Origin of the sequence: Microcoleus pseudofavosus SVA1_A4 (genome assembly GCF_036700565.1) — a bacterium.
Lineage (GTDB): Bacteria > Cyanobacteriota > Cyanobacteriia > Cyanobacteriales > Microcoleaceae > Microcoleus.
In genome coordinates this window covers 103,712-117,867 of record NZ_JAUBPE010000001.1, presented here as the reverse complement: position 1 = coordinate 117,867, position 14,156 = coordinate 103,712, and the positions used below count along the sequence as shown (strand labels likewise).

The window sequence follows — 14,156 nt, the reverse complement described above, 5'->3', positions numbered from 1 at the left end:
TAAATTTTATTGTGGGGCGTTGCTCCTAGCCCGCCCCTGAAAGCCTTATTGACAATAGTGCAATATCTCAGATTAATTTAATCCCGATTCAGAAAAAGCCCGATCGATTTCTGAAGCGATATTTAACTGGGAAGACCAATGTTGCAGGTAAGCCCTATCTAACGAATCTGCCTGAAGTTTCATCACTCCTAGAATATCTCGCCATTGCTTGTCTGACTGAAATCTTGACATTTGGTACCAAATGAGTTTTTGCAAAATTATATCTTCGGGGCTACAGATATAAAAGGTTAATTCTGGTCTGTCGTCTGGGTAGAATTGCTGTCGGCGATCGAGCTGAGATTGCTCGTATTCGCGATCGGGTTTAATCAAATAAATGTCTGCTTTAATGGCTGTCTCTAGGTGAATGACGTTGAAACTTGAACTTCTCCCCCTCAAAGCGTCTTCAACTGCAATATCGCTGATGTAGAATTCCCTTTGCATTGCTTGCATGAGGGACTGAGTTTGTTCTTTTCGGATGCCGATCGCAATGTCTGCATCCTGAGTAGATCTGGGTTCGCCGTGAGCGGAACTAGCAATTGAACCGCCAACATAGTAGGGAATTGACAGTGTATCTAGGATGTTACCAATTTTAGCTGCTAACCAGATCGGATCTTGCATTACAAGTTTTGTCTCTAGTAACTGGGCAATTTTAATAAATTCTTGTCCTAAAGTTGCTTTGATAAACTCTTGTTTGAGGTAGACGGAATCTAATTGAGGGTTGCGTTTTTTGATTCCCGATAAGGCTAATTGGCGGCAGCCCCTCGTGGCAGCAGAGGCTAATGCTAATCTCTTTGCGGGTTGCATTTGCCTCCAGAGATTAAACTGGATGATTTCTACTTCAATACAGGTGTCTGATGCTTGAGGTTGATATCTTGGTTTGAGGGTAACTGACTCACTTAAAATCATGTGCGATCGGTGGGTTAGTTAAATAAACAAAAAAATTATAACTGCCGCGATAAATTTTATTTCAAATGTCATAAATATTAATATTTAGCTGCTGCAAGCGAGTTCCCCGACTTCTTAGAGAAGTCGGGGAGGTGAACTGAACTCAAATATTTTACGAATCTTTGACAGGCCGCATTGTCGGGAACATCACCGCATCTCGGATGCTTTGAGTATTAGTTAAAAGCATCACCAATCTGTCTACGCCGATACCCATTCCCGCACAATTAGGCATTCCCAAAGATAAGGCTTGGATGAAATCTTCATCCATTGGATGCGCTTCGTCATCGCCCGCATTTTTCTGCGCCAACTGTTCCTCAAACCGCTTTCTTTGCTCTTTCGGATCGTTCAATTCTGAGAATCCGTTTGAGTATTCTGTACCGTTGATAAATAGCTCGAAACGTTCTACAAATCCGGGCTTGCTGCGATGTCCTTTTGCTAAGGGACTGACTTCGACAGGGTAGTCGATGATGAATGTAGGTTGAATTAGTTTGGGAACAACTAATTTGTCAAAAACTGCATACAGCACGTAGCCTAAACTCTGTTGTTCTAACTTAGACAGGTGCAATTCTAGCTTGGTTGCAGATGCGATCGCACTTTCCAAGTCCAAACTGTCAAAATCCAGCCCAAACTCGTCTCTGACAGCTTCTACCATCGTTTTCACTTGCCAGTGTTTGCCGCTGAAACCGGGATACTTTTCGCTGTAGTCGAACTTGCGTTCTAAACTAATCGTTTCCCCCTGATTTTCAATTTCTTTGACATCCCCAAATACCGCCTCCGCCGCGAAACACATGACATCTTCGACAACTCCTAAAATGTCGAAAACATCAGCATAAGCTTGGTAAACTTCTAAAGAAGTAAACTCGGGATTGTGCGTGCTGTCAATTCCCTCATTTCTAAAGGCTTTTCCTAGTTCAAAAACTCGCTCGAAACCGCCGCAAATTGCCCTTTTTAAGAATAATTCGGGAGCAACTCGCAAATACAAATCCACTTCCAAAGCATTGTGGTGGGTGATGAATGGCTTAGCAGCAGCACCGCCGTAAATAGCTTGCAGTGTCGGCGTTTCTATTTCGTAAAAATTGGCTTGCCAGAGATAGGAACGGATGCTTTGAACGATGCGGCTGCGAAGCATAAAACGGTTGAGCGCATCTTGATTGCTAGCCAAATCCATTTCGCGGTGACGGCGGCAAACTTCGGGGTCGTTAATGCCGTAATAAGCATCGGGAAATTGCATAGTAGCTTTTGATAAAAGCGTGAATTCCCGCACTAAAATAGAAAGTTCTCCCCTGGGGGTGCGGCAGCCGATACCTTCGACGCCGACAAAATCGCCGACATCGAGCAATTTTTTAATTTGTTCAAAGCTCAAACCGACTTCGCCGGTGACGATTGCTTTCTCGATTTTGAGTTGAATTTTGTCTGTGGCGTCTTTTAAATCGATGAAACCAATTTTGCCGCTGTCTCGCTTGGAAGTGATGCGGCCGGCTAATCGGAGGGAAATTTCTTCGGGGTCACTTTCTCCGTTTTGGAGTTCTTTTCCCGGCTGACTAAATATTTCGCGAACTTGCTTGGCTGTGTGCGATCGCGCGTAGGATTCACTGGGATACGGTTCTATGCCTTGCGATCGCAGTTCGTCTACTTTTTGACTGCGGACTTCGGCTTCACTGAGAGTCATTAGTTATTGCCTGATTGGAATTACAAATATCTTACATCTTGCACTATTCTCGCGCTATCCGGGCGGGCGGGACGCCCACCCCACAAGAAAATAATTTACTCTTTGTGGAACAGGCATCTTGCCTGTTCGGGACAAAGCTGTAAGATGCGAGAAATACAAAACTCTATCATAACTGTGCAACATAGACCAATTTGTCAGATAATCCAGACACGCTGGCGATCGACAGATGCGCCAGGTCAGTAAGGTTTTAATCCTGACGGATGTCTTCTATCCTCTCCATCCCTCCTACTCCCTCTCCCCTACGGTCAACAGTCAACAGTCAGCAGACAACTATTGTTATTGACTGCACAAAGCGACCGAAACATTAAAAAATTAAGTTGTCTGTCGATCGCAAATTGGTGAGATGATATGTAGTGCAGCCTCACGGCAGTTCCATCGAAACTGAAAAGCAGAGACGCGGGCGATCGAACTCGACTCATCGCACCTCTGCCAGAATCGACCACACACACTCTCTCTTACATATAAAAACCAGAATTATGGCTGTTGCAACCCAATCACTCGAAGAACTCTGCATCAACTCTATCCGCTTTTTGGCCATCGATGCGGTAGAAAAAGCAAAATCAGGACACCCGGGACTGCCGATGGGCGCTGCCCCTATGGCCTTCGTGCTGTGGGATCGGTTCATGCGGTTCAACCCAAAAAATCCCAAGTGGTTTAATCGCGATCGCTTCGTCCTCTCCGCCGGCCACGGCTGTATGCTACAGTACGCCCTCCTCTACTTGACCGGCTACGATAGCGTCACCCTCGACGACATCAAGCAATTTCGCCAGTGGGAATCCAGAACCCCCGGACACCCCGAAAACTTCATGACCGAAGGCGTAGAAGTTACCACCGGCCCCCTGGGACAAGGAATTGCTAATGCCGTCGGTTTGGCAATGGCAGAAGCTCACCTCGCTGCCACATTTAACAAGCCCGACCACACCATTGTTGACCACTACACCTATGTCATCATGGGTGACGGCTGCCACATGGAAGGCGTTTCTAGCGAAGCTTGTTCTTTGGCCGGACACCTCGGACTCGGCAAATTAATTGCCCTGTACGATGACAATCACATTTCTATTGAAGGTGACACTAGCTTGGCCTTTACTGAAGATGTGGGCAAGCGTTTTGAAGCTTACAACTGGCACGTTATTACAGTAGACAATACCGCTCTAGACCACGATACTAACCTAGAAGCAGTTCACAAAGCTATTGAAGAAGCCAAAAAAGTCACGGACAAACCGTCCATGATTAAAGTCCGCACCATCATTGGTTACGGTTCTCCCAACAAGCGCAATTCTTACAGTGCTCACGGTGCTGCTTTGGGTAGCGATGAAGTGAAAGCAACTCGCGATTTCTTGAATTGGGAACACGCACCCTTTGAGATTCCTGATGATGCTTTGTCACACTTCCGCAAAGCAGTCGAACGTGGCGCTCAATCTGAGCAAGAATGGCAGAAAGCTTTTGATGCTTATAAAGCAGCATATCCTGCAGAAGCAGCAGAATACGAGCGCACGGTTGCTGGCAAACTTCCCGAAGGTTGGGATAAAGTTTTGCCGACATACAAGCCGGAAGATAAGGCAGATTCGACTCGGAATCATTCTGGAAAATGTTTGAATGCTTTGGCAAGCGTGTTACCTGAATTGATCGGCGGTTCCGCTGATTTGGCATCTTCTAACATGACTTTGCTCAAGGGCGAAAAAGATTTCCAAAAAGGTCAATACGAAGGACGCAACCTGCGCTTTGGCGTGCGGGAACACGGCATGGGAGCGATCGCGAACGGCATGGTCCTGCACGGCGGTTTGATTCCTTACTGCGCTACATTCTTGGTATTTGCTGACTATATGCGGGGCGCAATTCGCCTGTCTGCACTCTCGGAAGCTGGTGTCATTTATGTAATGACTCACGACTCCGTAGCTTTGGGCGAAGATGGCCCGACTCACCAACCAGTAGAAACCATCGCTTCTCTGCGCGTAATTCCCGATTTGTTGGTAATGCGCCCTGCGGATGGTAACGAAACATCCGGTTCTTACAAGGTGGCAATTGAAAGCCGCACGCGCCCAACTTTAATGGCTCTGTCCCGTCAAAACTTGCCTAACTTGGCCGGAAGTTCGATCGAAGGAACAGCCAAAGGCGCTTACATTTTGTCCGACGACGGCGGCACTCCCGACATCATTTTAATCGGCACCGGCGGCGAAACTTACCTCTGCGTTGATGCCGCTGAAAAATTGCGCGCCGCAGGCAATAAAGTGCGGGTAGTTTCGATGCCTTGCTGGGAATTGTTCGACTTACAAGATGCCGCTTACCGCGAATCTGTACTGCCAAAAGCTGTTACTAAACGCTTGGCAGTTGAAGCGGCTGCTAGCTTCGGCTGGGGACGCTATTTGGGCTCCGAAGGCGACAGCATCAGCATCGACAGATTCGGCGCTTCTGCACCGGGCCCAGTTGCTTTAGAAAAGTTTGGCTACACCGTTGATAATGTGGTAGCTAAGGCTCAGGCGCTATTGGGTTAGTAGCAGCAGCATAATTTTTGATGGGGCGGGCTTCTGGCTCGCCCCATTTTTTATGGCTAAATCTTATTTGATATCTAATCCGGTGGCATCGGAATTAATACTACCCACCGTCAGGAAACGGCAGTGCCGTTTCCCTACAATTAATCGGGGGTAGGGAAACGGCGGGAGTGCGGTGTCATCCGTTCTTAAAAATTTGAGATAAGTTATAAGTTATGGTGTCAGATCCAGTTTTATTCTTTTAACTATTTGTAAATCGCACCTTATGCTTTGGAATTTTTTAAATAACCTGTTATTCACCGGGAACTATATTCCTCACGGCCACTGTTACCTGTGGCAGCGAGAATTAGTCGCACTGCACGTAGCCTCAGACTCCCTGATTGCCCTCGCCTACTATTCAATACCCCTATCGCTAATTTATTTTGTCCGCAAGCGAAAAGACTTGCCCTTTCGCAACATTTTTTGGCTGTTCGGAGCCTTTATTCTCTCCTGCGGCACTACTCATGTGATGGAAATTTGGACGCTTTGGCATCCTGTTTATTGGGTTTCTGGCAGCTTGAAACTGATTACCGCAGCGATTTCTGCTTACACCGCTTTCGCATTAATTCCTTTAATTCCCCAAGCATTAGCTCTCCCCAGTCCCACTCAATTAGGGATGATTAATCAAAGACTGCAAACAGAAATAGCAGAACGCCAACAAATGTCGATCAATTTGTTAGAATTGACGCAACTGCAAAATGCGATTTTTAACAGCGCTAACTACACAATTATTTCCACCGATCCCGATGGTACAATTAAAACATTTAATCGGGCAGCCCAGCAACTTTTAGGCTATTCCGTAGAGGAAGTGGTGGGGAAACTAACGCCAGTAATAATTCACGATCCTCTGGAGGTGGAGCAGAAAGCTGAAGTTCTTTCTCAAGAATTCGGAGTGAAAATAGAGGCGGGATTTGAGGTTTTTGTTGCCTTGCCGCGCCGGGGAATAGCTGACGAAAATGAATGGACTTACATTCGCAAAGACGGTTCGCGGTTTCCGGTGATGCTGTCGGTGACTGCCTTATATGACAGCGAGGGAAATATTAACGGTTTTGTGGGCATCGGTCAGGATATTAGCGATCGCAAACAAGCTGAAAAAGAGCTGCGCGAACTCAATACTGCCATGCAAAATGCGGTGGAAGGTATTTCACGGCTAGATATTGAGGGACGCTACGTGAATGTTAACCGAGCTTACGCTAATAAATGCGGTTACAAACCCGAAGAAATGCTCGGTAGGGAATGGCCGATGACCGTACATCCGGGCGATGTTGAGATGATGATCTCAGCTTATCAGGAAATGCTAACTTCTGGCAAAGTAGAAGTTGAAGCTAGAGGTGTGCGGAAAAATGGAGCGTTTTTTTACAAGCAAATAACAATGGTAAAAGCTTGCGACGAACAAGGGATATTTAACGGACACCACTGTTTTATGAAAGATATCACCGAGCGCAAACTCACGGAAAGAGCGTTGCAGGAAAGTGAATTCAAGTACAGACAAATAGTTGAATTAGCAGAAGAAGGTATTTGGGTAATTGACACCAAGGCCCGCACCACTTACGTGAACCACGCAATGGCGCGAATGCTGGGCTATACTGAATTAGAAATGTTCGGGCGATCGCTTTTTGATTTCATGGATGAAGAGGCCAAACAGTCAGACAACGATAATATGGCTCGGCGCAAGCAAGGAATTGCTGAAACACACGAGTTTAGACTAAAAAGTAAGGATGGTAAAGATGTTTGGACTTATATGTCTACCAGTCCATTCATGGATGAAAAAGGTAATCTGCTGTCCTGTTGTGCCTTGGTTTACAATATTAGCGATCGCAAAGAAGCAGAACAGCAAATGCTGCAACTTACTACTGATTTGAAGCGTTCCAATCAGGAATTAGAACAATTTGCTTATGTAGCTTCCCACGATTTACAAGAACCGCTCCGAGCAGTTACCAGTTACACTCAATTGCTGGCCCAGCGCTATCAAGGCAATTTGGATGCTAAAGCAGATAAATATATTAATTATGTTGTCGATGGCGCCGCCAGAATGCAACAGTTGATTAACGATTTGTTGGCTTACTCGCGATTGGGAACTAGGGGGCAAGAATTTGAGCTAGCTGACTGCAATGCTGTTGTCGAGCAAAGTTTAGAAAATTTGCAAATTGCGATCGCCGAAACCAAAGCTACCATCACTTACGAATCCTTACCAACCGTGATGGCAGATGAATTTCAACTTATACAATTATTCCAAAACTTGATCGGCAATGCCGTCAAATTTTGCCGCCAAGAACTCCCATTAATTCATATTTCTGCTCTTGAGAACGAGAGCGAATGGCGGTTTAGCGTTCGCGACAATGGCATTGGCATCGATCCAGAGTATGCCGATCGCATTTTCATCATTTTTCAACGCCTGCACTCCCGCCGCGAATATTCCGGCACAGGCATAGGTTTGGCAATATGCAAGCGAATTGTGGAACGCCACGGCGGACGGATCTGGGTTGAGTCTCAGGAGGGAGAAGGAGCGACTTTTTACTTTACTATTCCTCTAATTAACATCTCAAGGATATAGCTGCCAATTTTTCTCTATAATAATCAAAAGGATGTGGCCGTTATGAACAATAAAAACACAGTTAAGCCCATAGAAATTCTGTTGATAGAGGATTCTCCCAGCGACGCTGACTTGGCAATAGAAGCCCTGAGTCAGGGTAAAATTTTAAATAACTTGCATTTCGTGGAGGATGGAGTCGAAGCAATCAAGTTTTTGCGCAAAGAAAAACCCTATCTCAGTGTACCCCGTCCCCACTTAATTTTACTTGACCTAAATTTGCCCAAAAAAAGTGGTGTAGAAGTGTTAGCAGAAATTAAGACAGACTCAAATTTAAAAATAATTCCCGTAGTAATTCTCAGCAGTTCAGCAGCCCCAGAGGATATTCTCAAGTCCTACTCGCTGCACGCTAACTGTTACATTACTAAGCCAGTAGATTTCTTACAATTTACTAAAGTAGTTAGGTTAATTGAAGAATTCTGGCTAGCGGCTGTCCAACTTCCTGTAGCTTAATGGAAGGGGAAAGCAAAAAAGGTTTAGCATAAGATTTGAAGAGTGAAAATGTTAAAATTAAAAATGTCAAAGCTATGTGGATTAAGATTCTGTTAGTAGAAGACAATCCGGCTGATGCTGATTTGCTGGCAGAGCTGCTAGAAGTATCTGTGGGCGTAGAATGGGAACTGGTGTCTGTTGAGTTTCTGCACGAAGCGATCGCACATCTGAGCAAACAGCCCTTTGATGTAGTTTTGCTCGACCTTTCTTTACCCGATAGCCACGGTTTGGTAACCCTAACTCGCCTGCGAGAAGTTGCCCCGGATACGGCAATGGTGGTAATGACGGGCTTGGATGATGAGGCGATCGCCCTTGAATCAGTTCGCTTGGGAGCTCAAGATTACATTGTTAAAGGTCAAATTACCACCCAATTATTAGTGCGGACGATCCGTTACGCGATCGAACGCTCTCAAACATTTCAAATGCTCAGGGAAAGCGAGCGGCGTTTTCGGGCGATTTTTGACTCTTCGTTTCAGCTAACCAAACTGCTGACTCCCGAAGGAATCGTGCTGGAAGTGAACGAGACAGCGCTAGAATTTACCGGAATGCGATCGCAAAATATTATCGGCCGCCCGATTTGGCAACAGCCGATTTGGCAACAGTCACCAAATGCTAAAGCACAATTAAAAGAAGGGATCGCCAAAGCTGCTACGGGCGAATTTTTTCGCAGCGAAATGGACTTGTTAGGAACAGGCGGCCAAATAGTGACGGTTGATTTCTCGCTGAAACCTGTTAAAAATGACACAGGACAAATTTTGCTGCTGATTGCTGAAGCCCGCGACATTAGCGATCGCAAGCGAGCGGAAGCCGAAATTCTCAAAGCACTCGCACGAGAAAAAGAACTTTCCGAACTCCGAGCTAAATTTGTCACAATGGTTTCCCACGAGTTCCGCACCCCATTGACAACCATCCAATTTTCGGCTGGATTGCTGCAAGATTACAGTTCTCAATGGTCAGAAGATAAAAAATCTCTTCATTTTGTGCGGATTCAATTAGCAATTAAACGCATGACAGAGTTATTAGAAGATATCCTCGTAATTGGGAAAATCGAAGCAAATACACTACAGTTTCAACCGATTTCCTTAAACATCGAAAAATTCTGTCGTCAACTCGTAGAAGAGCAGCAGCTCAACGACAGCAACCAACACCCGATCGCCTTTAAACATGAAGGCGGCAACTGCGACGCTCAAATGGATGAAAAACTGCTGCGGCAAATCTTGGGAAACGTCCTTTCAAATGCCATCAAATATTCCCCCGCCGGCAGTTCAATTTCCTTGCACCTCAAATGTCAAAATGAAGAAGCTGTTTTCCAAGTTCAAGACCGGGGCATCGGAATTCCCCAAGCCGATCGAGAGCGGATCTTAGAAACTTTTTACAGAGCTACAAATGTGGGCACTATTTCTGGAACAGGTCTCGGTTTAGCAATTGTGAAAAGGGCTGTGGAACTTCACGGTGGCAAGCTCGCGATCGACAGTCAAGAAGGAAACGGTACCATTTTCACTATTACCTTACCTTTAATTTGCGCCAGCGAATAATAACTGAATTATTAACTACAAACATCCGCCGCTTAACGCTAAATTAAGTGCATAAAAAAACAAATTTGTCAAGTGTGTGAACCAGAATTTTCCCAAAAAACTACTAACTAAAAGGAGCAATCACCGTGACCAAGATTTTGGTAATTGAAGATGAAAAGTCGATTAGAGAAAATATTTTAGAGTTGCTGGAAGCCGAGAATTTTCAAGGAATTGGAGCGATTAACGGCCGAGTCGGCATCAAATTGGCGATCGAACAAATCCCGGATTTAATTTTGTGCGACATGATGATGCCGGAAGTGGACGGTCACTGCGTCCTCAAAGCTTTGCGCTCCGAACCCCTAACTGCCACAATTCCGTTTATTTTCCTCACAGCAAAAGCCGATAAAAGTGACGTTCGCACGGGCATGGAACTGGGAGCAGACGATTACATTACTAAGCCTTGTACGCCGCAAGAACTGCTAAAAGCAATTGCTATTCGACTTGAGAAACATAAAACAATTAGCAGGCAATCTCAAAAAACGCTAGACGAATTGCGCACCAATATTAGTATGTCGTTCCCCCACGAATTGCGGACTCCTTTGAATGCCATTCTGGGTTTTTCCGAGCTGATTTTGTCAGAATATCAGCTTTTCGAGGAATCAGACATCTTAGAGATGATCGGTCAAATTAACACTTCCGGTCATCGCTTGTACCGACTGATTCAGAATTTTTTGCTGTATGCAGAACTGGAGATAGCAGCCACAAATCCCGAACTGCTAAAGGAGATGCGCAACAGCGAATTTAGCTGCGTCAAATCTTTGCTGGCTGAAAAAGCGCGTCAGCAAGCGAAACAGGCGAATAGAACAGACGATTTACACTTAAATTTGCAAGATTCGTCGGTGGCTATGGATTCTATGAGACTCACAAAAATTGTTGAGGAACTGCTGGACAATGCCTTCAAATTTTCTTTAGAAGGAACGCCTGTTTTCTTAAGCAGTTTGGTGGAAAATCAGACTTTTATTCTGTCTGTCAAAGACCAAGGCCGCGGCATGACTGCCGATCGGATTGCACAGCTAGAAGCTTACAGGCAGTTCGATCGCAAACTTTACCAACAAGCAGGTTTGGGATTGGGGCTGGCGATCGTTCAACGCCTTGCAGAATTGCACGGAGGAGAATTTAAAATAGAAAGTTTGCCGCAGCAAGAAACTATTGTTTGCGTTTCCCTGCCTGTCTAAACAATAATTATGCAGGAGCGATCGCCCGTTTCACACACCGCTGCATATAAATTTGAGCTACCTTATCCCTAGGGTTGATTTGCAGGCACGCCGAAAACAATCTTGTAGCTTCCACAAACCTGTCACTATTGTAGAATACCAAAGCTTGCTCAAAGATTGTCTTTGTCTCTAACTTTTTCTGCCGCAACTCTGGCGGATCGGCCGCAAATACTTCATAAACTGTTACCATTCGCGATTTGCCTTTAACTGTTACGCGATCGATCAACCTAAAATCATAAATATCGTTCAACTGTATAAAAGTATTGTGAGTAATTAACATCGACACTCCATACTCTTTCGTCAAATTTTCCACGCGGGAAGCTAAATTTACCGCATCGCTAATCACCGTGCTGTCCATCCGACTTTGACCGCCAACCGTGCCTAACATCAAAGAACCCGTATTGATTCCAATACCAATTTGCAGCGGCGGGCGATCGGGTCGATTGCGGCTAATATTATACTCGTTAAGCTGTTCTAGCATCGCAATTCCAGCTTTCACAGCATCGTCCGCACTGCCATTAAACAGAGCCATAATCGCATCGCCAATGTATTTATCAATAAAGCCAAGATTTTCAGTAATTGCCGGTTCCATCCGCGACAAATAAGCATTAATAAATTGAAAATTTTCTTCGGGATTCATCGTTTCAGAAAGAGAAGTGAAATCGCGAATATCTGAAAACAGCACCGACATTTCTTTCTGTACCTGATCGCCTAATTTTACTTCCAGAATACTTTCATATCCCAGAAAGTGGAGAAATTCGTGCGGCACGAACCGCCCGTAAGCATCTGTTAATTTTTCTTCCGCTGCTAAAGCTTTTTCCAACTCGTCTGTGAATTGGCGGCGCTCGGTTTCTACCTCTTGACGCTCTGTGATGTCTTGAAATGCTGCGATCGCGTAAACTATGTTTTTCCGTTCGTCGTAGATTGGAGTCGCCCAAACCTCGATCGGCACAATCCGATCTGACCCATGAATTTCTAGATCGTCCATACGCACAAATTCTCCCCGCAACGCCCGAACAATCGGTTGGCGAGCGCTCGGATACAATTGATTAGTTCCAGCGTCGTAAAAATGATAAGCTTCAGGAAATTTGTCAGTACCCCCATCAGAAATTAAACCTTGGGCTAGTATCCTTTCGCCCCAAGAATTCATGTAAAAAGGTTTACCCTTACCATCGACAACAAATATTCCCACCGGCATCGCTTCCAGGAATTGAGTCAATCGGCTTTCGTTTTCTGACAGTGCCTCATTTAACTTTTCTTCGGCTGCCAAAGCTTTTTCTAAATCATTAGTAAACCTGATTCTTTCCACTTCCACCTGTCTTTGCAAACTAATATCCTTAGCAAAACCCTGATAGTAAAGCACTTCACCGTTAGCATCATAAACTGTGCGCGCATACTCAGAAACCCAGATAATGCTGCCATCTCGACAGTAAACCTGAGACTCAAACTCACACAGAGTACCGTGCTGTTTCATCAGCGCCAGAAACTCTTGACGGCGGTTCGGTTGCACGTACAATTGCTGCTGAATATCATTAATACTTTCTATCAATTCTGACGCGGAATCGTAGCCGTAAATTTCCGCCAGAGCAGGATTCGCACTGATAAAATGTCCGTCCGGCGTCGTCTGAAAAATACCTTCTAGAGCATTTTCAAATATCCCGCGATACTTCTCTTCAGCTTGAATTAGCGCCGCTTCAGCTTCCTTGCGTTCAGTTATGTCACTAAAAGCAATAATCGCATAGGAAATGTCGCCTGTAGAATCATAAATTGGAGTGGCCCAACTCTCCACCGGAATAATCTTACTGCCCGTCCGAATTTCTACATCTTCAGTCCGCACATTTTCGCCCCTGAGCGCCCGCATAATTGGCAATTCTTCCACAGGGCATCTCTCATTAGTTCCGGCTTTATAGAATTGATAAATTGCTGCTTTCTGCTCCGAATTAATATGCGGCACAGTGCCTTTGCCAAATACCTCCCGCGCCTTCTGATTCGCATAGAAAGATTGCCCGTTCGCATCAAGTACACACACGCCCAAGGGCATAGCTTCCAGATATTGCGTCAACCGACTTTCGTTTTCGTGGAGTTTGGCAATCAGCATCGCTTGCTTGCGGTTTAATCTTACCAATTCCTGATTCATCTCCTGAAGTTCTATTTGTTTTTCAGCTAATTCTTTGTCTTGAAAATATCTGTATATTGCCTCAGTAACAGTTAATTTTAAGTCATCAGATTGCCAAGGTTTAGGTATGTATCGGTACAATTTAGCATAATTAATAGCATTGGCTACGGCCTCCAAATCAGCCTGCCCCGTCAGCATAATCTTGAGAGTCTTCGGCGAGATGGCATGAACGCTTCTTAATAGCTCGTCTCCTTTCATATTAGGCATGATATGATCGGAAATAACCAAAGGAACTTCATACTGTTCTGCTAAAAGTTCTGACAGCAACTCTAAAGCTTCTTCGCCGCTTTCCGCCATTTCAATTAAATATTTATCTTCAAAAGCTTTTAGCAGGTCGATTTCCAGACTATCGAGTATAGTCGGCTCATCATCGACACAAATAATGACTGGTTTTTTCATAAAATTGCTAGACCAGACTTGATGGCTTCAATTAATTCTTGATTTTGCCAAGGTTTTTGTATGAAAGCATGAAGATTTGCTTTAGTTTTTGTTCGTTCGATTGCTTCTTGGTCTGCTTGTCCCGTCAGCATCACAGTCACAATTTGCGGATATTTTTGATGAATTTTAATCAGCAACTCATCTCCTTTCATTCCGGGCATCAACCAATCAGAGACAATCACTAGAATGTTAACATCAGCTTCACATAGCTCTTCAATAATCTCCAGGGCTTCGGCAGCACTTTCAGCAAATTCGCAAAGATATTTACCGTTAAATGCCTGTTGCAGTTCAATTTCCAGACTTTCCAAAACCGCTACTTCATCGTCAACACACAAAATTGCTGGTTTAGACATCGCTAGTTTCCTTTTTTAGTCTGGCAGGCTGAACCCCGATGGGTAAGCACACCGTTTTCCAAATTCTACATTCCGCGC

General features: G+C 44.9%; 9 protein-coding genes. 5 read left to right on the top strand and 4 right to left on the bottom strand.

Annotated elements, in window-relative coordinates:
* Window positions 1-72: 72 nt before the first annotated feature.
* Window positions 73-945, bottom strand: a complete 873-nt coding sequence (locus QUA02_RS00515; RefSeq protein WP_333024437.1) for a hypothetical protein — start codon at window positions 943-945, stop codon at window positions 73-75.
* Between the two features lie 151 nt (window positions 946-1,096).
* Entirely contained in the window at window positions 1,097-2,653 is a 1,557-nt protein-coding gene (gene lysS, locus QUA02_RS00510) for a lysine--tRNA ligase (protein ID WP_333024436.1), read from the bottom strand.
* A 536-nt stretch (window positions 2,654-3,189) separates the two neighbouring features.
* Between lysS and tkt the strand changes: the two genes are divergently transcribed.
* The 5 genes from tkt to QUA02_RS00485 all read left to right on the top strand — a co-directional run bounded on the left by tkt (window position 3,190) and on the right by QUA02_RS00485 (window position 11,072).
* A complete protein-coding gene (tkt, locus tag QUA02_RS00505) occupies window positions 3,190-5,205 on the top strand; it encodes a transketolase (protein ID WP_333024435.1) in 2,016 nt (671 codons plus the stop codon).
* Window positions 5,206-5,467: 262 nt separating this feature from the next.
* The gene (locus QUA02_RS00500) at window positions 5,468-7,795 is read left to right on the top strand and encodes a PAS domain-containing sensor histidine kinase (protein WP_333024434.1); all 2,328 of its coding nucleotides are present in this window, start codon (window positions 5,468-5,470) and stop codon (window positions 7,793-7,795) included.
* Between the two features lie 42 nt (window positions 7,796-7,837).
* Window positions 7,838-8,284 (top strand): response regulator, encoded by a 447-nt coding sequence (locus QUA02_RS00495; RefSeq protein WP_333024433.1) that lies wholly within the window; start codon window positions 7,838-7,840, stop codon window positions 8,282-8,284.
* Window positions 8,285-8,358: 74 nt separating this feature from the next.
* Window positions 8,359-9,858 carry a sensor histidine kinase gene (locus QUA02_RS00490; RefSeq protein WP_333024432.1) on the top strand — a complete coding sequence of 500 codons (1,500 nt, stop codon included), beginning with the start codon at window positions 8,359-8,361 and terminating at the stop codon, window positions 9,856-9,858.
* 125 nt (window positions 9,859-9,983) lie between these two features.
* Window positions 9,984-11,072, top strand: coding sequence for a hybrid sensor histidine kinase/response regulator (locus QUA02_RS00485; RefSeq protein WP_333024431.1), 1,089 nt, complete (start codon window positions 9,984-9,986; stop codon window positions 11,070-11,072).
* Window positions 11,073-11,079: 7 nt separating this feature from the next.
* On the opposite strand, the gene QUA02_RS00480 is transcribed toward QUA02_RS00485, so the two are convergent.
* Window positions 11,080-13,686 (bottom strand): PAS domain S-box protein, encoded by a 2,607-nt coding sequence (locus QUA02_RS00480; RefSeq protein WP_333024429.1) that lies wholly within the window; start codon window positions 13,684-13,686, stop codon window positions 11,080-11,082.
* A complete protein-coding gene (locus tag QUA02_RS00475) occupies window positions 13,683-14,078 on the bottom strand; it encodes a response regulator (RefSeq protein WP_333024428.1) in 396 nt (131 codons plus the stop codon). The genes QUA02_RS00480 and QUA02_RS00475 overlap by 4 nt, the downstream gene beginning before the upstream one ends.
* Window positions 14,079-14,156: the final 78 nt, after the last annotated feature.